The sequence below is a fragment of the Psychrobacter okhotskensis genome (assembly GCF_013248965.1).
GTDB lineage: Bacteria > Pseudomonadota > Gammaproteobacteria > Pseudomonadales > Moraxellaceae > Psychrobacter > Psychrobacter okhotskensis.
The window spans coordinates 22,007-42,949 of record NZ_JABRVQ010000015.1 but is presented as its reverse complement, the minus strand read 5'-3'; the positions used below and the strand labels follow the sequence as shown (position 1 = coordinate 42,949).

Here is a 20,943-nt window from a genome sequence, read left to right as displayed (position 1 = left end):
TTGGTACTGAATATCGCTATGCGGTATTAATAATCATAATTATTAGTGTGTTTTAAGGGTGACAGCAGTTTACTTAAGGACATTACTTAAAGGACAGCATCATGGAAGAGCAAATCATCATTTGTGAAACGTTAAACAATGGCGTGAGTTTGATAACACTGAATCGTCCCAAAGTTCGCAATGCTTTAAACACTGAACTACGCGAAAAAATGGCAGAGATTTTCATCAAATTAAACGATGACCCAAAGACTAAAGCTATCGTGCTAACGGGTGGTGATAAGGTGTTTGCGGCTGGTGCTGACATCAATGATTTCCTAACTACCAAAACGGTTGATGTGTATCTCCGTCATAGCGAGCGTTATTGGGATGCTATCACCAATTGTCGTAAGCCGATTATCGCGGCGGTAAATGGCTATGCCCTTGGCGGTGGCTGTGAGCTTGCTATGCATGCCGACATCATCGTCGCTGGCAAGTCTGCTAAGTTTGGACAACCAGAAATCAAAATCGGACTGATGCCCGGTGCAGGAGGTACGCAGCGTTTGTTTCGCGTGATTGGCAAACATAAAGCCATGAAGCTGATACTAACAGGCGACATGATAAGCGCTGATGCAGCGGATCAAATGGGGCTGGTCTCTGAAGTGGTCGAAGATGAGGCGACTATTAATCGTGCTATTGAAATCGCTGAACAACTCGCAGGGTATTCACCGATTGCTCTAACCCAAATTAAAGAAGTCGCCAATCTCGGGGTGGATATGCCGCTACAAGCTGCCTTAGCTTTGGAGCGTAAAGCCTTTCAGATTTTATTTGATACCGAAGATCAAAAAGAAGGCGCGAAAGCTTTTTTAGAAAAGCGTGACGCGAATTATAAAGGTCAGTAGCTTGTCAAAGCATAGATTTCTCAAAGCATAGAAAGAAACAGCACATATACTTTGAAAACGAGACTATTCAATAAGAGTATATAAATTAACAAGACCATATAAAGGATTATTATGACTGTTAAATCATTAGCCATTATTGGCACCGGTATTATGGGTATGGGTATTGCCCAAATCGCCGCCCAAGCAGACATTCAAGTGCTTTTATTTGATGCCAAAGCAGGCGCTGCCGAGCAAGGACGCCAATCGCTTCAAGCTATGTTAGAGAAGCTAGCGGCTAAAGGCAAATTCACCGATGAGCAGCTACAGTCTACTTTATCGAATCTAACCGTGATTGAAGATATAGCCAAAATTGCCGATGTTGATGTCGTTATTGAAGCAATCATTGAAAATTTAGACATAAAAAAGCAGCTGTTTAAGCAACTAGAAAGCCTTGTCCCTGCCGAGACGATTTTGGCAACCAATACCTCATCGCTAGCGGTGACGGCAATAGCCTCCGATTGTGAGCATCCAGAGCGCGTGGCAGGATTTCACTTCTTTAATCCAGTACCCTTAATGAAAATCGTTGAAGTGATTCCGGGCATTTCTACCAAACTTTCAGTAGTAGAAACGCTTACAACTCTAGCCAAACGCATGGGGCATTTAGGGGTCGTTGCAAAAGATACTCCAGGGTTTATTGTCAATCATGGTGGCAGAGCTTTTGGTACAGAAGCGTTGAAAATATTAGGCGAGGGCGTTGCTAGTTTTGAAGACATCGATCGCATTTTACGTGATGGCGCAGGCTTTCGAATGGGGCCATTTGAGCTGCTTGATCTCACCGGTATCGATGTGTCGCATCCAGTGATGGAGTCGATTTATAACCAATATTACTTTGAGCCTCGCTATCGTCCGCATCCTTTGACCCGTCAAATGCTAACGGGTAACAAGCTTGGTCGTAAAGTTGGTGAAGGCTTCTACCAGTACACAGACGGTCAAAAAGTGACATCAAATACAAATCAACAATTACCTTATAAGACAGATTCCGATACCTCCAACCTCTCAGTTTGGATTGGCGCAGATTTAGCAGAAGATAAACAACAGCTGATTGATCATCTAAACGCTAATGACATCACTATCGACGATAATGATCAGCCAAATCCTGACAGTTTAATATTACTGGCAATTTATGGCGAAGATACCACCAATGCGGCTATCCGCTATCAAGTAAACCCTAAACAAGCAGTCGCCATTGATATGCTGACTGACTTATCCAAGCATCGTACTCTCATGCCAAGTATCGTCACAGAGGATAATTTTGTGGCGCAAGCTTATGCCCTATTTGGGAGAAACAATAAGCTCGGTAAAAGCTCAGATGAGGATTCAGAGGTTGCTGTCGATGCCACGTTAATTACCGAAAGCACGGGCTTTGTGGCGCAGCGAGTCGTGGCGATGGTGATTAATTTAGGCTGTGATATTGCGATGCAAGGTATTGCCACACCAAAGGATATCGACAATGCCGTCAAGCTTGGATTGGGTTATCCGTATGGTCCTATCTCATGGGGAGACGAGCTTGGTGCCGAGCGAATTTTACTCATCTTAGAGCGTATTTATGGGTTGACGGGTGATCCGCGTTATCGTCCTAGCCCATGGTTACAGCGCCGTGCCAAGTTAGGCATCTCATTATTTACTCAACAGAGCAATTTCTCATGCTAATAGCATGGCAATCTTTCTATGGTCAGCTTACTTTATGTATAAAGTGCTACTGGGATGAATTTTTTGCAGCCTCTGTCTGCGTAGACACAGCAAGCAAGAAAAATTTATACCAGTAGTACGATTAAACAATCGTAACTCTTTTATTTAGAATTCACTATAAACCCTACATTTTAATCAGACAAATTCTCAAACACAACAAGGAACAGTTATGTTAGACGCCTATATTTATGATGGATTAAGAAGCCCTTTTGGTCGCCATGGTGGAGCATTAGCAACCGTGCGTCCTGATGACTTAATCGCCACAGTGATGAAGGATTTGGTTGAAAAACATCAATTACCTAGCGATATCTTTGATGAAGTGCTGATCGGTAACACCAATCAGGCCGGTGAGGACTCACGCAACATCGCTCGTAATGCTGCATTGCTAGCAGGACTAGATGTCAAAACCCCCGGTCAAACCGTCAACCGTTTATGTGCTTCAGGGTTATCTACTGTCATTGATGCCGCTCGCGCAATTACTTGTAATGAGGGGGATATATTTTTAGCAGGTGGCGTTGAGTCAATGACCCGCGCGCCCTTTGTGTTTGCCAAAACTGAGCAGCCTTTTAGTCGTGAATTTAAAGTATTCGATACAACTATTGGCAGCCGCTTTCCCAATCCTCTTTTGACTAAAGAATTTGGCAGCGACAGCATGCCGCAGACGGGTGATAACGTCGCTCGCAAATATGGTATCACTCGCGAGCAAGCAGACAAATTCGCCGCAGCCTCGCAAGCTAAATACCAAGCCGCCAAACAAATGGGATTCTTTGACGAGGAAATAACGCCAATCATGGTATCGCAAGGTAAAAAATTACCTGAAAAAGCGATAGCAGAAGATGAGCATCCTCGCGCCAGCTCTACTGTCGAAGCACTGCAAAAACTTAAGCCTTTAAACAATGAAGGTGTCGTCACAGCAGGTAATGCGTCAGGTATTAATGATGGCGCAGCGGCTTTAATTATTGGCTCAAAGCAAGCAGAGGAAAAGTTAGGTTTTAAGCCTATTGCCAAGATTCTGTCATCTGGTGCTATGGGTGTTGAGCCTAATATTATGGGCGTAGGACCTGTTGAGGCCATCAAATTGGCACTAAAACGTGCTGACTTGACCCTTGATGACATGTCCATCATTGAGATTAATGAAGCCTTTGCCTCGCAAGTACTCGGCTGTCTAAAAGGTTTAGATATTGATTTTGATGACAAGCGTGTCAACCCCAATGGTGGGGCGATCGCTGTCGGACATCCGCTGGGTGCATCAGGGGCAAGACTTGCATTGAGCACAGCGCGCGAGCTACAGCGTACGGGCGAAAAATACGCAGTGGTCAGCTTGTGCATTGGCATTGGGCAAGGGCTTGCCATGGTAATAGAACGAGTTTAATTCTTTCGTTAATCCACTGTAAAAGAGTGACAACGTTAACCTCGCTTGCCTTGCCCTTCTTTTAAATTGAATCAACTATATGCCCTCGCCATACTATTTTATTATCAAGGACGACAATAATGACTTCTATACTTAACCAACATGAGGACTACCAACAAGCTGAAGAAGCGTATGGTTTTCCTTTAATTATCAAACAGCTGCTAAACCGTGCAAAAATTGCCTCTACGGATCAAACCATTAGTTATGCCGATAAGGTTACTTATACGTATGCTGAATTTTTTAAGCGCGTTAATCGCTTGGCAAACGTCCTGAAAAACATGGGTTTGCAAGCAGGCGATGTGGTTGCTGTTATGGATTGGGACAGTCATCGTTACCTTGAAGCGTATTTTGCCGTGCCGATGTCTGGCATGATTTTACAAACGGTCAATGTACGCTTGGCCGAAGATAAAGTGCTGTATACCATTAATCATGCTAAGCCCAAAGCTTTGTTGCTAAATGCTGAATTTGAGCCAATGGCGAAAAATTACCGTCATGAAGCCCCTTCTATTGAGAAAATTGTTTGGCTCGATGATACTGGCTTTGATGATGCTGAGTATGGCGAAGACGATACAAAAAACCATACAAAAACTGAGCAAGCTAGCATGCCAGATTATGTCGAAGGTGAATATGAAGCCATGCTAGCGGCGGCTAGTGATGCGTTTGATTTTCCAGATTTCGATGAAAATACCATCGCCACGACATTTTATACGAGTGGCACGACGGGCGACCCAAAAGGCGTCTTTTTTACCCATCGCCAGATCGTATTGCAGACGCTGGCAAGTACGTTAGCATCTGCGCTAAATGCCGAAGGTCAAGGCGCGCGCTACAATGATGTGTACATGCCAATGACGCCATTATTCCATGTGCATGCTTGGTGCTGGCCGTATGGGGCAACCATGATAGGGCTTAAGCAAGTGTATCCGGGGCGCTATCTAGCTCCCACTTTGGTGGATTTAATTGAGCAGCACAAAGTCACGCTTTCACATGGTGTTCCTGCGATTTTACAGATGCTATTAAAAGAGATGGCAGCACGAGGACGTAAGTTTGATGGGCTGAAGTTGTTACTCGGTGGCTCAAAGTTGAATGAAGGTTTGGCCAAAGCAGCCATTGAAAGTGGCATCGAGTTTATGTCGGGATTTGGCATGTCAGAGTCTTGCCCCGTGTTATCGAGAGCGGTGTTCGATGATAAAACGGACTCGATGGAAATGAAGGATCAGCTCAATTATCGGTGTCTTTCTGGCTCACCAATTATGCTCGTCTCAATGGAAATTTGGGATGAAAACGGCAAAGCTTTACCAATGGATGGTGAATCGACAGGGGAGCTTGTGATTCGAGCACCTTGGCTGACCCAGAGTTATTTTAAAAACCCAGATGCTGGCAATGAGTTATGGCGCGGTGGCTGGATGCATACCCAAGATATTGCCTGTATTACCTCTGACGGCACGCTAAGCATTACGGATCGGCTTAAGGATGTGATTAAGTCTGGTGGTGAGTGGGTATCTTCGCTTGAGGTCGAGACTATTTTATCCTTCCATCCCAGTGTCGCTGATGTTGCCGTCATTGGTGTGCCACATGAAAGATGGGGCGAATGTCCTTTAGCGTTAGTGGTTTTAAAACCTGAATATATCGATACCAAAGCGGATGATATTTTAGCCTTAGGTCATCAAGCGGTAGAGAAAGGCCATTTACCAAAGTATGGCGTGCCAAGCGAAATCAAGTTTTTAGCAGAAATGCCAAGAACCAGTGTGGGTAAGCTCGACAAGAAAAGAATGCGGATAATGTGCGCAGAAAAACTCATTTAATCCAAAAATTCTATCGATGACTGCAAAAGATAATTGCAAATTTTTTTTTGAATGTTCAACAGACCCTAATAATTTTAACGTATGTGTCAATAACACGTACGTTCACTGGCATGACGAGACGAAAAAACTATGAAAGCTTTAGCTATATTACCGGAAATCCAAGAGGTGCTGGATAAAGACAAAAACCATCCCATGCATGGCTTCGCGGTTATCTACTCTCAACAAGTAGCGTGGGGCGATATGGATGCTTTTGGTCACGTCAATAATGTGGTCTATTACACTTATGCCCAAAACGCTCGAATTTACTACAACAGTCAATTAAATCTATTTAATGAAAACACTTTTTCCGTCATGGCAGCATCATCCTGTCAATACTTCAAACCCGTGACTCACCCCGATACCTTATGGATTGGGGTTCGAGTTAAGAAAATTGGTAATGCCAGCTTGATTCATGAATATACCTATTATAGTACGGTGTTGAATACCATCGTCGCTAAGGGTGAGTCCGTGCTGGTATATCTTGATAAAACCAGTGGAAAAAAGAAAAATATCGATGACACCAAAAAAGCCGCGATTACTGCTTTTGAAAGTTTTAACTAAAATAGGCTGCATGGGTTTTACACAAAAAGGTGGCGCTGATAGTTATGGTATTAAAAGCACGGTAGCAGCAGAGATTTTAATGAATTTAAATTAACTTAAATGGATTTTCAAACAACACAAGGAATGTGTAGATTATGCTTTATATCAAAAAGTTGTCTTTTGGTTTGGCTGTTCTTGGAGCATGCGTACAGGCACAAGCGATAGATCTTGTCACCAATGGAGATACCACTTTAAGTATCGGTGGTTATGTTAAAGCGGAAGGCATATTTTATTCTCCCGATGAAGGGGAGTCTGAGTTCAAAGGAAGTGGACGACAATCTCGGATTAATGTTAAAACCACGAAGAATGTAGAGGATAAAAAGCTAACGGGTTTTATTGAAGGCGACTTTTATGGTAATGCCGCAAATGGTGGTTCAGACTTGCGGCTCCGCCATGCTTATGTTCAGGTCGATGATTTGACCGTCGGTAAGACGTGGAATGGTCAGTTCTTAGCGGTCTACCCACTTTTGACTGATCAGCTTGACTTTCGGGGCACGGGATTGGGCACCATCTCTGGTGGTGGCGCTGATATTCGTCCAGATTTGACGGTGCACTACACTCATAAAGGGTTTCGTTTTACCGCTCAAGACCCTGTTTATGATGAAGCCAATCTGCCTGATATGGTAGTTAGCTACAAGAATAATATATCTGATCTTAGCTATAATGTGGCGGTCACTGCTCGTGAGGCCAAAAATGGAGACGATTCGGATGTAGGCGTCGGTGCTTCTTTGGCGGGTAAACTAAAACTGGGCAATGACTCGCTACATGCGAGCGTATATAACGGTAAAGGGATGGGCGTCTATTCTACCGTCTGTGTTGGAAGAGCCCTTGGCACGACGGGCGATTTAGATTGTGATGCGGAAGACGGTAAGCTTGTCTCGCAAACGGGCTACACGGTCGGTTACAGGCACAAGTTCACAGAGAAACTGATGAGCAACATGCGCTATGGTGAAATTATGGTGGATGATGAGGCAGATACTTCTGTAAATGTAAAAAGTATCAACCTTGTCTATGAGTATCTACCAGATCTAGACATTGGTATTGAGTGGCGGGATCGTAGCGACAAAACGCTGTCACAGGTAAAAAAAGGTCAGCAAGTTGAAATAATGGCCAAATACGAATTCTAAGCTGAATATAGTCAATCATGTATAAATCCGATACGGTCTCAGGCGCTTAGTCGACTATTTATCGTACTTTCACTTACCTTCTTTGTATTCGGATTAGGTTCAACATACCTTCTGGTTAAAGTTCTTTTGGTTAGTCATTGCTTATTTGGTTGTTAAGAGATTGTAAGCAATGACACCGTTTTTAAGAAAGTCTCAGTTTGGCAAAGGCTTATAAGTGTCGTCTTTCTTGTATCACAATTATAGTAAACCAATTCTATCTATAGTCTCGTTAGCATCATTCAAAAGTTCTGGCCCATTCAGCCCATGCTACATTTATGTCGACTCAGTCTTGACGCCAATACACTTTCACAACGACTTCTGCACGGTTGAGCTCAAATCTCTCTCTTAACATAGGTCGCAGCGCCTTCACCGTGCTAGCCTCTAGTGCGCCCCAAACCTTATCAATTTGCAATGGATGTTCAGTCAAATAATCGCTTAGCTTGCTATCGATTAACGTGGCTAAACTCTGCTCTGAGTTTATTGAACCGATTACGATAGGTAGTACGGTAAAGTTTCCGTCAATACTGCCTTTGACATCGTGATTTATTTTTATATCATCAAAATAGCTTTGATCGGCTGCGTCTTGCGTGACACACACAATCAATGGCGGCTTAGGATTGTCCCAAAGCTCTAGCAAACGTGCTGCTGTTGGCATCGAAGTCTCATCGACGATCAGTAGCGCTTGGCCATCGCGCAAATGCTCAACCTTCTCTGGAAACTCCCTTTTAGTGATAACCGTATCACCTGCCTGCAAGGCTGTCGCCCAATTCCCGCCCGGGGTATTCCCATGGACAAAGACATCGACCCATGCTTGCAGACCATCAGAGTTTTGCCATGCTTTTCTTAGGGTGTAATAACAATGTGGACGAGCGGGGTGCGAGCTGTCTTTTATACCGCTATTTATATGATTGCTAGCAATGACGTTGTGTTCTAAATCAAACAAATACGCATAACCGGCCTCATTCATGGGTATCGAGGTTGGGTTGGTATTTGATGGGTCGTTTTCACTTAATGCCGGAAGGCTTAATGCTGGCACGCCTAATGTAAGACGCAGCATATTTTTGCTAACTCTGTAGCTGTCCTGCACTATAAAGGTTTGCTTGGTCAATTTGATACTTTTTTTACCCAGCTTTTTATCCGCTCTTTGTTTGAGCAAAATATATTGGGTTTGTAACTCATTAGGCTCTGTAATGGGGGTTGCAAACCCAATAAAAAAAGTCTGATCATAAAGAGTTTTATTTTGAGAGTCGGTAGGCTGTTGTTCTTGATTTTTGGGCTGTACTTGTACCTCGATACCCTCAGAGTAGATAGCGGTTAACTGCACGTCTATGTTATTAAGCTCGTTTAAAGACAGCGAGGTAAACACTCCGAGAAACCCAAGTAGCTCATCAAGATGCTCTTCATTGAGATGAGCAATAATGTTCGTTATTTCAGGGTCATTTATCAAGGTGTAGGGGCGTACTTGGTTAGGCGTGCTTTTGTTCGCAGCTAAAAGGGCATCGGTCATATTAATACTCACAAGCAACAGTGAATTGAGGAACAAGATTATTTATTTTTTGGTAATGATAATTGTTTTTATTATCATTTGCGAGTAAAATCGATTTTTATTGTCATATCAAGTTACCGACAACGATTTTTATTGACCATTAATTTTATTAACCGTGAGTGCCTATATGCTACGTGCAAACCAACTGACTATTAGTCGTCAAGGGAATACTTTACTAGACAATGTGAGCTGTGAGATTGCCAGCAATCAATTGGTCGCCCTAGTAGGGCATAACGGCTCGGGCAAATCGACCTTGATTAAAGCTTTGGCAGGCGAGATGAGCAGTAGTAGCGGTAGCATCACTTTGGATGAGCGATCTATTAGCGATTACGGTAGTAAAGAGCTGGCGCGGCAAATGGCTTATTTGCCGCAGCAACTGCCTGAAGCGGCTGGATTTACGGTACGTGAGCTGATCATGCTAGGGCGTTATCCACATCAAAAATGGCTGCAAAAGCCAACCCAAATGGATAAAGAAAAAGTCGCGCAAGCGCTGAGAGTGACTCAAACAGAAGCGTTCGCTGACCGTATTACCGCGACTCTCTCAGGCGGCGAGCGCGCCCGAGTGTGGCTGGCGATGTGTCTGGCGCAAGATACCAGATATCTGTTACTCGATGAGCCACTGGCTGCCCTTGACATACATTATCAAATCGAGGTTATTCAGCTTATTCGTCGCTTAGTCGATGAGCAAGGTTTGAGTGTGGTCATCATTGTGCATGATATTAATTTGGCCGCGCAGTATGCAGATCGAATCATTGCGCTAAAGAACGGTCACGTTTGTCATAACGGTGATGTGTCCAGCACCATGCAACCCAAAATATTGCACGATATATTCAATATCGATATGCAGTTACTTAGCCATCCAGTCACTGGTCAGCCCGTCGCAGTGGCGTAGTGCTCGGTATTTGCTTTTTTTATTCTTTCTTCTTAACTCGCCTACAAAGATATGCTTCTATGCGTCCTGTTTTTTATAAATATAAATCGTCCAAACCGTCAACCGTTTTGCCACTAACAACCCTAAAATGGCTAACCGTTTCAGTATGTTTAGTCTTAACGGCTTGTAATAATGCAACGACCGCACAAAGCGCTGACCAGCTTGATGAGTCACATTCTAAAAATGCTGCAAAAGCAGACAATCATACTGGCGAAACCAACCACACTAACGACACCATTAATATTGCCTCCCCTGACTGGGGCAATGCGGCGACCTTGACCGCTATGGGTCATCCACCGATTGCCACTGGCGATGTCAGAGTGTGGGACAGGTGGGTAGGTACGCCTACCTTGCCGAGCTCAATTATTGATTTGGGCATTCGCTATCAACCCAATGCAGAACTCATCGCCCAATTACCCGTTAATCTGGTGGTGGATAACTTCTTTTATAAGCATGCGCGCAACCTCTACGGGGACGTGCCTGCTGAATCTGTGATGTTTGCCGCCAAGGGGGAGACGGCAACGTGGGCTGACTATACCGAACCAACGCGAGAGCTAGGCATACTGATTGATAACCCTAAGATGGCTGAAGACTATATTGTAAAAAGTCATAAAGACATTAATCTGGCCAGTGAGCGGTTTCGACAGCGCTATCCCAAAGTGAATAAATTCGCCGTTGTGCAGTTTGCCGATGCCAATAATATGCGTATGTATGTGACCAACAGCTTGTTTAAGCCGGCTTTTGACAAAATGGATAAGGAGCTGGTGGTATTAGGTAAAGGAAATAGCTGGGGATTTGTGCCCATACGGATGGGCGACTTGGCACAACTAGATGATGAGACTTGTCTGTTAATTATAGACCCGCTGAGTCCGATAACGCGGGCTGAGATTGAGGACAGTTTGGTTTGGCAACGTCTAGGCTATGGCGATACCCGCTGTGTGGGTGAGCTACCACCGGTATGGATTTATGGTGGTATGTCGTCATTGGTCAGCCTAGCAAATAACTTGTCAGAAGTTTCATTAAAAGGCGGGGATGTACTATGAGCGCCAATGCAGATACTCACAACAACCACAATAACCATATCAATAACAACACTGACAGTGCTCATACGATGACATCAGCTTCTGAAATCGTAACGACTCCAAAACCATTATCGTCGTCATCTTCATTGACGTCATCAAAACAGTCATCGCTGCCACCCAACCAACCAAATCTCCAGACTTCTTTGTTTGCCAGTATGTCTTGGCGACTGTGGGTAATGCTCATCGGACTAGCGGCTTTATCATTATGGAGTGCTTGGGCATTAGTAGATCAAGAGTGGACGCGGCCCGTTAGCGATTTATTGCTGCCCAGTGCGCAATTGGATATTACCAGTATGGCGACGCAGCTGCATATAGTGGCGACCAGTATAGTGGCGCTATTGGCAGGGGGATTGCTGGGCGTCGTCAGTATTTTGCTGCAACAATTGGTCAAAAACCCATTGGCCTCAGACACCACCTTAGGCGTCGGCGTGGGAGCACAATTAGCCATGCTTATCGTGACGCTATTTTTGCCAAGCTTGGCGATTTATGGTGGGCTTTATGTGGCCTTTGCCGGTGCGCTTATTAGTATGGGACTGGTATTTGCTTTGGCAGCACCCAGTCGCTTTAACCCTTTAATTTTAATATTAGCGGGTCTGGTGGTGAATATTTTGCTCGCCGCCGTTGCCAATGTACTGGTGTTGTTTTTCGCTGAGCGTAGCAATGGCATGCTGTCATGGGCGGCTGGCTTTTTGGCACAAAATAGCTGGCATACCAGTACGATGCTGGCGATTACGGCAGTCGTAATGGCGCTCGTGTGTCTGCCGCTGCTAAAGCCGTTAACCCTAATGAGCTTAGATGATTTGCAAGCCAAGCGTTTGGGTGTGCCTATTAATGGTATACGTGCATTGGTGGTGCTCATCGTGGCTATCGTGACGGCTTTGGTCATTAGTGAAGTGGGTCTGATTGGTTTTATTGGTCTTGGTGCTGCCAGTTTGGTCAATGCGCTGGGTATCTCCTCCATTAGCAAACGCTTGGCAGCTGCCTTTGCTCTAGGTGCGCTACTTTTATGGCTGACCAGTAATGTCGCGCTACTGTTAGAGCCGATACTCGATATGCAAATTCCAGCAGGAGCGCTGACAGGTATTCTTGGTGCGCCACTGATTATTTGGCTGATTTTGCGACAGCGCCGCGAGCGTATAGAAACCGTGACACCGATGCTTACAGGCAAGCATATATCCATCGCATTTTGGCGATGGGGTATTGGCGTGCTCGCACTTATCATGCTGGCTTGTCTTTTTGTCCAAGACGTCAATGGCTGGGGGCTTAGTACGGATTGGGCGATCACCCAGCAGTATCGGCTGCCACGCAGTTTGAGCGCGGCGGCAACGGGTCTTATGTTGGCTATCGCTGGCGTATTATTGCAAACGCTTACCCGTAATCCGATGGCAAGCCCCGAGGTTTTAGGTGTGAGCTCGGGGGCGGCACTTGGCGTCATTTTAGGATTTTTGCTGTTACCAAGCTTGGGGTTGTCCGCTGGGGCAGGGATGTTGCTGATATCAGGATTATCAGGGGCGATGGCTGTGCTATTACTAATCATTTGGCTGGCACGCAAGGTAAGCTCAGGCTATCTATTATTGGTGGGCATCGGTATTGCCGCGATGATGGATGGGGTGATGCATATGGTCAAATTATCTGGTGACCCGCGCCTAGAAGCGATGCTGAGTTGGCTATCAGGGACGACTTATAGCGCCCAGCCGAGTACGGTTTGGTATCTTATTGGCATTGCCCTTATTTTATTTGCGCTCAGTTTGCTGATTATAAAACCGCTGCGCGTGCTTGGTTTGGGTACAGGAATCGCTCGTAATTTGGGAGTGGCAGTGACACCAGTGACGCTTGCACTATTGGTATTGGTAGCAGCGCTAAGTACGGCCAGTACACTCGCGGTCGGGCCATTGAGTTTTATTGGTTTGATGGTGCCACATTTGGCGACTTCACTGGGAGCTGTGAAGCTTGAACGGCAATTGCCACTAGCTGCGCTTTTAGGGGCAGGGGTAATGGTGATAGCAGATTGGATTGGCCGTTACGTTATTTTTCCTTATGAGCTGCCTGCGGGCACGATTGCTGCCATTATCGGTGGTGGATATTTCTTATGGCTCATTCGTAAGGTGCCAGCCTCAGCAAATAGATAGCTCATGTCTGCAAGCATTGAATAGCCGACAATTTTGACTTCATTCAGCAGAGGCTTATCTAACCTTATTTGATCAGCATTTTGATAAGAATAACGATGCTAAATTTCAGCAAGATTGGATGACGTGCTCGTCAGGCTAGCCAAATAATAACTAGGAGCAAGTCATGCCGACCATCACCCAATTTTATGGTGCCGCTGCTTAATGAGCAACGCCCCTATAAATAAGGCATCTACCAATGAGTCGCCTATAAACGAAGCCTCGAATAGTAGTGGTAATGGCTTTACCGACAAACAGGTACAGCAGGTGTTACTGACACTACTGCTCGGCGGTACGGTGGTCAGCTTTAGTAATAGTGCGCTCAATCCAGCGATTCCTGTCTTTATGTCGGCGTTTGATGTCGATATCGTGATGGGGGGCTGGGTGTTAAATGCTTATGTCTTGGCCATGAGTGTAGGGCTAATGCTGAGTGGCTACTTAAACAAAAAGTTTCCGTTTAAGCATGTTTATTTGGCGGCAATTTTTGGATTTATGCTGGGCTCAGTCATTGGCATGCTGGCGTCTAGCATGAGCTTTGTCATCATTGCCAGAGCCATACAAGGACTGAGTGGCGGTCTGATTATCCCGCTGTCTATTGGTATGCTATATCAGATTTATCCGCAGAAACAGCACGGCAGAGTAATGGCGCTATGGGGCATTGTCATTATGATGTCGTTGGCGTTTGGCCCTTTGGTCGGTGCTTACTTGGTTGAGCAGTTTGCGTGGTGGACACTGTTTGCCATTACCTTGCCACTCAGTGCGGCGGTCATGGCGATGGTGTGGTGGTTAATACCTGATATGCGCTCACATGATAAAAAAAGCCCTTTCGATACCATTGGGTTTATCAGCTTACTCATTTGGCTATTGACCATGATGGTGTGGCTGAGTACGCTGAAGGTAGACTTCACTGGCGGGCTACTCAGCAGTGATGGCTTATTAAAGATAGCCACGTTGGGTTTATTATCTATTGGGTTTCTACTGTCCGCGATGGTTTGGTGGGCATATGAGCGGCGGCAGAAATATCCATTATTAAACGTGCGCTTGTTCAATAATAAAACCTATTTGCACAGTAATATCATCAGCATTAGCCAAACAGTCGGTTTGATGCTGTGTCTCTTGTTATTGCCCGTGGTGATACAAGATGTGATGGGCGAAAGTGCTTTATGGACAGGTATTGTCCTGATGGTCGCGACGCTCGTGGCCAGTATCACCACGCATTACGCTGGCAAGATGGTAGATAAGCAAGGTGCCCGAGGGATTGGCATCGTAGGAATTGCGATTAGTGCGCTGTCTACTTTGATGCTGGCATGGTGCTTGTATCAGCCTACGCTTTGGCTATTAATGCTAATTATGAGTGTGCGAGGTATTGGGGTAGGTTTGGCGTATCTGCCGACCACTACCGTTGGTTTTAGCAGCTTACCCAAAGACGCGGTCACTGAGGGAGCCGCCCTTAATAACATCAGTCGCCGTATCATCTCTACTATATTTATCACGCTGTCCACCCTTTATATAGGCAGTCGAAGTGCGCAGTTATTAGCAGCAGGTAGTAGTGACGGCATGGCAAGCTCGATTCAAGAAATACTGGTGGTCATCGCGGTGATTTTATTATTCACAATCCCTTCAGCGTGCAAATTACCACGATCCCCATAAACAAACACCCCGTATCGGGGTTTACTTTAACTTATCAAGACGGAAATATCATTGATTTTTGGCACTAGGCATTAATCGCCGCAGAGCAGTGGGCATCATTAATCAATTGTCCTTTTCACCCACTGGATAAAAGTAAGTTAGGTTTCCCTGTATTTGCACAGGGTATCAGTGCCGTTACTACCTTCAAAAGTAATGAGGAACAAGGGAAGGTCGTGTCCAATATTTATTATTACTTTAGTGAACAAACAACGTCCATTTGCTCAGGCGATATTGCCATTATGGATAATGATGGGGTGTTTGTATTGTCTGCTGCCATGGCACAACAACTATCAGCAGACTGCCAAAAGAAACACCGCGAAGATGACGTTAAGTTTCAGCTATTTTTTGATGCTTATCGTCATAATCAGTTAGATCAACTATTTAAGTAGCCATTACTTAAACAACGCTTAAGCAAGCTCTTTTAGCCAAGGATGGCATTCACAATATTGTAAATAATTGTAGAAATAAAAATGATTATCATTTACAATATCATTCACAAACTTAGTACACACAGTATTATTAGCTAAATATAACTTTTACCACTATTTGACCCTCCAATTAAGTGAAGTGAATATGAAACGCCATCATCAAGTTGCTCTATCCGTTCTTACGCTTTGTATCAGTCAACAACTATATGCAGAAACTAATATCGACGTTTCAACGACAGATACAGTCGAAAATTCAGCTGCTAGTGATGAGCCAAACGTGACTTTGGATGCCATTACGGTCACTGCTAACGCCAGAACAGGTACGGCTCTGGCACAAAAAATTAGCGAGATGCCTGCCGTCACGCAGGTAATTACCGAAAATGAGCTGCAGATGCAGGCGACAGGCAATCGTACTACTGGTGACATCTTGGCACAGCTGATTCCGAGCTTGGGTGCCAGTAGTGGTTCGACCAGTAACTACGGCACCACCATGCATGGCCGTCCAGTACAGTTTTTGCTAAATGGTGTACCATTAAGCGGTTCACGCAGTCTTTCACGTGAGCTTAACAGTATTGATACGTCACAGCTTGAGCGGGTAGAGGTGCTTTCGGGTGCCACTAGTATCTATGGTGCTGGCGCGTCAGGTGGCCTGATTAACCTTGTGACTAAATCTCTGGTGGGTTATGGCCCTATTAGACAAACCAGAGTGGGCGTTAGTAGTAGCCGCGACTTTGACTCAGATTCATTTGGCTATAATGTAGGGCAAACCTTAGGGTATGGCGGCGAGCGGGCTTATGGACGCTTAGATGTTGATTATGAGACCAAAGGTGGTAAGTTCGATAGCAAAGGCGACCGAGTTAGTCCTGATGTCAATCAAACGGATCAACAAGATACCGAGTCACTAAGTGTGAATGGTAGCTTAGGTGTAGAGCTAACGGATACCCAACGTCTTGATCTCGCAGCGACTTACTATAAAGATAAGCAAGATACTGACTATGGCCCAGATTATGGTGATAATTTACAGGTCTTGTTAAAACCTGAGGATGCACCACCATCTTTAAAAGCCGTTGATGGCGCCAACGTAGAAAACCAGCCTTATACCGAAAAAAGCTCCGTGAATTTAAATTATAGTGATGATGATTTTGCGGGTTCAGGTTCTAGCTTAAGTGTAACGGGCTACTACAGAAACGAAAAGGGTCGTTTTTATCCTTCAGGTAAAACTGCAGGAGACCAAGCAGCTGAAGTATGGCAGGCAAATGGCCTCACTGATGAAATTGCATTGAAAAAACTAAAGAGCGCTGCAACATTTGTCACTCAATCAGAAGCAGAGATTGAGGTAATGGGTCTGCGTGCAGCGATGCAAACTGAAACCGAAATCGCAGGCAAAAATACCCTATTTAGTTATGGTGTGGATGTCGAACGCGAAAACAGTGAGCAGACCTATTATGGTCAAGATCTAAACACGTTTATTGCTAGTAATGGCTTGACCGCCCAAACCAATGGGCTTACTTACAGTGGTGGACCAGATACCACCATCGATAAATGGGGTGCTTTTGTCAATGCAGATGTTGACTTGACCGACAAGTGGCATACCAGTGCTGGTGTGCGTTACCAAAAATTGAAGTCAGAGACTGATACCTTTACGCCCATCTATGAGCAGCTGCTTGAAGAGTATTTTAATAGTGCTGCTATTAGCGGGACAAGTGCAGCTTATGGCATTGACTATCAAGCAGGCGACGTAGAAAAAGGCAACACCGACCATGACAAAGTACTTTTCAATCTTGGTACCAGCTATCAGATAACACCGAAAGATCAATTGTTTGCCAATTTTTCACAAGGTCTTGATACCGCAGATATACAGCGAGCACTGCGTGATGTGCGTGCCGGTTTCGTGGTTAATTCAGACAATGTTCAACCGATTGCAACCAATAACTATGAGTTTGGTTGGCAAGGAAAACACGGTGATACAGCGGCACGCTTGAGCGGTTTTTATAACGAATCAGACAAAACGGTACGCTTTACCAATGACTATACGGTAGAAGTGGTCGATACCGATGAGCGTGTCTACGGCGTAGAAGGCTCATTCAGTCACGATATTAATGAGCAATGGCAAGTGGGTGGCAGTGTCGCCTATACCCGTGGTCAGTACGACAAAGATGGCGATTGGTTGGAGCTCGATGCCGTGCGCTTGACGCCACTTAAAGGCACCGCATTTGCGCAATACAACTTTGATGAAGGCAGTAATGTACGTCTACAAGCGTTAGCAATTGGCGGTGATGATAAAGCCTTTAAGGATCAACAGAAAGACCCTGATTCTAGCGCATTGCCAGTGACAGGTTATATGACACTAGACGTTTTGGGACAAGTAAAAATGCCAGTAGGCCGAGTAGACTATGGGGTTTATAACTTACTCAATAAGGATTATCTAACGGTCTATCATCAAACAACTTATGGCGACTTGAATCGTCTACCTGCCTCGGGCACAACTTACGGCTTGAGCTACACTGTAGATTATTAAAGAAGGGTACGATGACATGCCCTACAAATCCTTTACGTTATCTAAAAAGGATTTGATCTAAAGATTTGATATAAGAATTTAAGCCTACCCCCATCAGTTGGATGCAACTGATGGGGGTAATTTTATGGCGTACGCCCTAAATATTCCATTTTTTAATAACTGTATTCTACTTATTACACAACTGCCTCAACAGCGGTAAAAGATTTAATGCTAAAATCGCCAGTCATTATTACCCCAGCCGCTAGTGCCTGTGTAAATGGGCTAATCGCATCATCGATCAAATCATGTATTTGATACCGCGCGTACCAATATTATATTAATAGGAAGCTCTCATGATCGTTTGGCAAAAACCGAATGCATTCAGAATACTTTTTACTTTGCGCGGCTCTGTCATACCCCATATTTACCCCCAAGTTTTGCTGATTACCCTACTAAGTGCCATCATTTCAGCGGTTCAGCATTGGTTCCCAAGCTCTTTTTCCTCTTATGGTGCTGCGCCATTTACCTTGCTTGGTATCGCCTTATCGTTGTTTTTAGGCTTTCGTAACAATGCAAGCTACCAACGCTGGTGGGAAGGTCGGTGTTTATGGGGGCAACTGGTCTATGATGCTCGTAGCTTTACCCGCCAAGTCCTCTCTTTTATAGACGATGAAACTGAGACTGGACGCCACACACAGCAGTCTATGATTCATCTGACGATTGCTTTTACGCACGCACTGCGGCACAGGCTTCGCAAGACGTCTCCATGGGAGGATGTCGAGCGATTTGTAGAGCCGGAGCATCACATTAGTATGCGCCAAGCAGGCAATCTACCCGAGTATCTACTGCGCCTAATGGGTAAAAAGCTCGGATATAGTCGACGCCAGCAGCTATCATCAGATCTTATGATACAGAACATGGATGAGCGTGTGACCTCGATGACGATAGTATTGGCAGCTTGCGAGCGCATTCATAATACGCCTTTGCCATTTGCCTATACCTTACTCGTGCATCGTACCACCTATCTATATTGCTTTATGCTGCCTTTTGGCTTGGCAACATCTTTGGGCTGGGTCACTCCTTTGGTTTGCGGTGTCATTGCCTATACTTTTTTTGGTTTAGATGCACTCAATGAAGAAATTACCGATCCTTTTGGCGTTGCTGCCAATCACTTGCCCCTCACTGCTATATCCCGCACCATCGAAATCAATCTGCTCGAAGCATTGGGAGAGACGGAGCTTCCCCCTGAATTAATGTCTGAAGATGGTTATTTACAGTAAATTAGTTATTATCACTTAGATTGAGCACATGCCTTTGTTAAGCCTGTCATGCTATAAAATATCCAGCGTGACAGGCTTTCTTATATTTTGAGGCTGAGAAATGATTTCTGTCTTTTAAATTTATTTAAGACTGAGCATATAAAAGAGAAGGGCTTAACCTCGATAAGTTAAGAAAATAATGATGGTTAATCTTTTGCGGATAACGTTTGAGAGCGATGTTTGGCAGTGATGCTTGAAAAAGCACGCTGAGGCAGCAAAGAAGAGGCGACATCTAAAGAAAAAATGTTATATTTAAGCTCATAAAGACACAGAGTCAGATGAGTTAACCAGACTGTTATTGTTTCAGCTTAAAGATAAGTAGTCTCAAAAACGATGATAATAATGAAGGAAGGAAAAGTTATGCATATCACGGCAAATTTCGATGCGGGTAATATTGACGTTATTAACTTGGACAATAAAAACAACATTCAGTTGGCGATTCGTCCTGACGTTGGCGAAGAGTTTTTTCAGTGGTTTAACTTTCGTTTATCAGGCGAAGTGGGCGAGCAGTATGTGCTGAATATTGTGAATGCAGGGCAGGCATCCTACCTTGCAGGCTGGGAGAATTACCAAGCGGTTGCCTCCTATGATCGGGAGTATTGGTTCCGTCTACCGACCTCTTATACAGATGGCAAGTTGACCATAACAGTAGAGCTTGAATGCGATACCATTCAAATTGCCTACTTTGCCCCGTACAGTTATGAGCGTCATCAAGACTTATTGGCAGCTGTACAAACGCATCCCTTGGTAACCTTAGAACATTTAGGCGAAACGCTGGATAAGCGCGATTTAACCTTAGTTAACATTAGCGATGGCAATAATGAGGTCAATAAACGCAACATTTGGATCACGGCACGTCAGCATCCGGGCGAAACCATGGCTGAGTGGCTGGTTGAGGGACTATTATATAGCCTCTTAGACAGTGATAACGCTACTGCTAAATTATTATTAGAAAAAGCGAACGTCTATATTGTACCCAATATGAACCCTGATGGTAGTGTGCGTGGACATCTGCGTACCAATGCTGTCGGGACGAACTTAAACCGTGAATGGTCCAATCCAAGCTTAGAAAAAAGCCCTGAAGTCTTTCATGTCATTAATAAAATGGAGACGACAGGCGTTGACCTATTTTATGATGTGCATGGTGATGAAGCCTTACCTTATGTTTTCTTAGCAGGGTCGCAAGGCACACCAAGTTATAGTGACCGCCTTGCCCGTTTACGCGATAAATTCTCCGAGGTGTTAAAGATAGCCAGTGCTGATTTTCAGTCCGAAGTTGGCTATGACATTGATGCGCCAGGTACGGCCAATATGACTATCGCAACTCACTGGGTGGCGGAACGTTTTGATTGCCTTGCCAATACTTTAGAGATGCCGTTTAAAGACAATAATAATTTACCTTTTGAGGATACAGGCTGGTCACCAGAGCGTTCTGCTAAACTGGGTGAAGCGTCGCTAGTTGCTATGTTGGCGGTCGTTGATGATTTACGCTAGTGAATAGTTTGATATTATAGTTCATTGAAAATAAAACGATTATATAAATTTAAACGCGCTACTGGTATAAATGTTACTTACGTGCTGCGTTCCCATAGGCTGCGCAACCCATATTTAAAGACAGCATCCCAGTAGCGCTATGTTCTTTTTAGAGTACATCGACTATAG

Annotated in this window: 15 protein-coding genes; 14 read left to right on the top strand and 1 reads right to left on the bottom strand. The window is 44.6% G+C overall.

Annotated elements, in window-relative coordinates; genetic code table 11:
- The first annotated feature begins 101 nt into the window (after positions 1–101).
- The 6 genes from HQR03_RS08685 to HQR03_RS08660 all read left to right on the top strand — a co-directional run bounded on the left by HQR03_RS08685 (position 102) and on the right by HQR03_RS08660 (position 7,585).
- Positions 102–878: an enoyl-CoA hydratase gene (locus HQR03_RS08685; RefSeq protein WP_101212062.1), complete on the top strand. Its 777-nt coding sequence runs from the start codon at positions 102–104 to the stop codon at positions 876–878.
- Between the two features lie 105 nt (positions 879–983).
- Entirely contained in the window at positions 984–2,567 is a 1,584-nt protein-coding gene (locus tag HQR03_RS08680; RefSeq protein ID WP_173239918.1) for a 3-hydroxyacyl-CoA dehydrogenase, read from the top strand.
- Between the two features lie 208 nt (positions 2,568–2,775).
- Entirely contained in the window at positions 2,776–3,978 is a 1,203-nt protein-coding gene (locus HQR03_RS08675) for a 3-oxoadipyl-CoA thiolase (RefSeq protein WP_173239896.1), read from the top strand.
- 119 nt (positions 3,979–4,097) lie between these two features.
- Positions 4,098–5,819 carry a fatty acid--CoA ligase gene (locus HQR03_RS08670; protein ID WP_101212064.1) on the top strand — a complete coding sequence of 574 codons (1,722 nt, stop codon included), beginning with the start codon at positions 4,098–4,100 and terminating at the stop codon, positions 5,817–5,819.
- A gap of 129 nt (positions 5,820–5,948) precedes the next feature.
- Positions 5,949–6,419: an acyl-CoA thioesterase gene (locus HQR03_RS08665; protein ID WP_010199738.1), complete on the top strand. Its 471-nt coding sequence runs from the start codon at positions 5,949–5,951 to the stop codon at positions 6,417–6,419.
- A gap of 134 nt (positions 6,420–6,553) precedes the next feature.
- Positions 6,554–7,585 carry a hypothetical protein gene (locus HQR03_RS08660; protein ID WP_101212861.1) on the top strand — a complete coding sequence of 344 codons (1,032 nt, stop codon included), beginning with the start codon at positions 6,554–6,556 and terminating at the stop codon, positions 7,583–7,585.
- 322 nt (positions 7,586–7,907) lie between these two features.
- On the opposite strand, the gene HQR03_RS08655 is transcribed toward HQR03_RS08660, so the two are convergent.
- Positions 7,908–9,131 (bottom strand): siderophore-interacting protein, encoded by a 1,224-nt coding sequence (locus HQR03_RS08655; RefSeq protein ID WP_173239895.1) that lies wholly within the window; start codon positions 9,129–9,131, stop codon positions 7,908–7,910.
- Positions 9,132–9,297: 166 nt separating this feature from the next.
- Between HQR03_RS08655 and HQR03_RS08650 the strand changes: the two genes are divergently transcribed.
- The 8 genes from HQR03_RS08650 to HQR03_RS08615 all read left to right on the top strand — a co-directional run bounded on the left by HQR03_RS08650 (position 9,298) and on the right by HQR03_RS08615 (position 20,775).
- A complete protein-coding gene (locus tag HQR03_RS08650) occupies positions 9,298–10,062 on the top strand; it encodes an ABC transporter ATP-binding protein (protein WP_025650730.1) in 765 nt (254 codons plus the stop codon).
- A gap of 59 nt (positions 10,063–10,121) precedes the next feature.
- The gene (locus HQR03_RS08645; RefSeq protein WP_173239894.1) at positions 10,122–11,144 is read left to right on the top strand and encodes a TroA family protein; all 1,023 of its coding nucleotides are present in this window, start codon (positions 10,122–10,124) and stop codon (positions 11,142–11,144) included.
- Positions 11,141–13,312 (top strand): Fe(3+)-hydroxamate ABC transporter permease FhuB, encoded by a 2,172-nt coding sequence (gene fhuB, locus HQR03_RS08640; protein WP_173239893.1) that lies wholly within the window; start codon positions 11,141–11,143, stop codon positions 13,310–13,312. The genes HQR03_RS08645 and fhuB overlap by 4 nt, the downstream gene beginning before the upstream one ends.
- Positions 13,313–13,513: 201 nt before the next feature.
- Complete coding sequence (locus tag HQR03_RS08635) at positions 13,514–14,998, top strand: MFS transporter (RefSeq protein ID WP_025650727.1); 1,485 nt, start codon at positions 13,514–13,516, stop codon at positions 14,996–14,998.
- Positions 14,999–15,210: 212 nt separating this feature from the next.
- The gene (locus HQR03_RS08630; protein ID WP_173239892.1) at positions 15,211–15,426 is read left to right on the top strand and encodes a hypothetical protein; all 216 of its coding nucleotides are present in this window, start codon (positions 15,211–15,213) and stop codon (positions 15,424–15,426) included.
- 184 nt (positions 15,427–15,610) lie between these two features.
- Positions 15,611–17,983, top strand: coding sequence for a TonB-dependent receptor (locus HQR03_RS08625; protein WP_173239891.1), 2,373 nt, complete (start codon positions 15,611–15,613; stop codon positions 17,981–17,983).
- A 332-nt stretch (positions 17,984–18,315) separates the two neighbouring features.
- A complete protein-coding gene (locus HQR03_RS08620) occupies positions 18,316–19,242 on the top strand; it encodes a bestrophin family protein (protein ID WP_025650724.1) in 927 nt (308 codons plus the stop codon).
- Between the two features lie 399 nt (positions 19,243–19,641).
- Entirely contained in the window at positions 19,642–20,775 is a 1,134-nt protein-coding gene (locus tag HQR03_RS08615; RefSeq protein WP_173239890.1) for a M14 family metallopeptidase, read from the top strand.
- Positions 20,776–20,943: the final 168 nt, after the last annotated feature.

What these genes read in the sequence shown, in the direction of transcription:
- HQR03_RS08685 (WP_101212062.1), top strand. Translation starts at nt 102, where the DNA reads ATGGAAGAGCAAATCATCATTTGTGAAACGTTAAACAATGGCGTGAGT.
- HQR03_RS08675 (WP_173239896.1), top strand. Translation starts at nt 2,776, where the DNA reads ATGTTAGACGCCTATATTTATGATGGATTAAGAAGCCCTTTTGGTCGC.
- HQR03_RS08670 (WP_101212064.1), top strand. Translation starts at nt 4,098, where the DNA reads ATGACTTCTATACTTAACCAACATGAGGACTACCAACAAGCTGAAGAA.
- HQR03_RS08665 (WP_010199738.1), top strand. Translation starts at nt 5,949, where the DNA reads ATGAAAGCTTTAGCTATATTACCGGAAATCCAAGAGGTGCTGGATAAA.
- HQR03_RS08660 (WP_101212861.1), top strand. Translation starts at nt 6,554, where the DNA reads ATGCTTTATATCAAAAAGTTGTCTTTTGGTTTGGCTGTTCTTGGAGCA.
- HQR03_RS08655 (WP_173239895.1), bottom strand. Translation starts at nt 9,131, where the DNA reads ATGACCGATGCCCTTTTAGCTGCGAACAAAAGCACGCCTAACCAAGTA.
- HQR03_RS08650 (WP_025650730.1), top strand. Translation starts at nt 9,298, where the DNA reads ATGCTACGTGCAAACCAACTGACTATTAGTCGTCAAGGGAATACTTTA.
- HQR03_RS08645 (WP_173239894.1), top strand. Translation starts at nt 10,122, where the DNA reads ATGCGTCCTGTTTTTTATAAATATAAATCGTCCAAACCGTCAACCGTT.
- fhuB (WP_173239893.1), top strand. Translation starts at nt 11,141, where the DNA reads ATGAGCGCCAATGCAGATACTCACAACAACCACAATAACCATATCAAT.
- HQR03_RS08635 (WP_025650727.1), top strand. Translation starts at nt 13,514, where the DNA reads ATGAGCAACGCCCCTATAAATAAGGCATCTACCAATGAGTCGCCTATA.
- HQR03_RS08625 (WP_173239891.1), top strand. Translation starts at nt 15,611, where the DNA reads ATGAAACGCCATCATCAAGTTGCTCTATCCGTTCTTACGCTTTGTATC.
- HQR03_RS08620 (WP_025650724.1), top strand. Translation starts at nt 18,316, where the DNA reads ATGATCGTTTGGCAAAAACCGAATGCATTCAGAATACTTTTTACTTTG.
- HQR03_RS08615 (WP_173239890.1), top strand. Translation starts at nt 19,642, where the DNA reads ATGCATATCACGGCAAATTTCGATGCGGGTAATATTGACGTTATTAAC.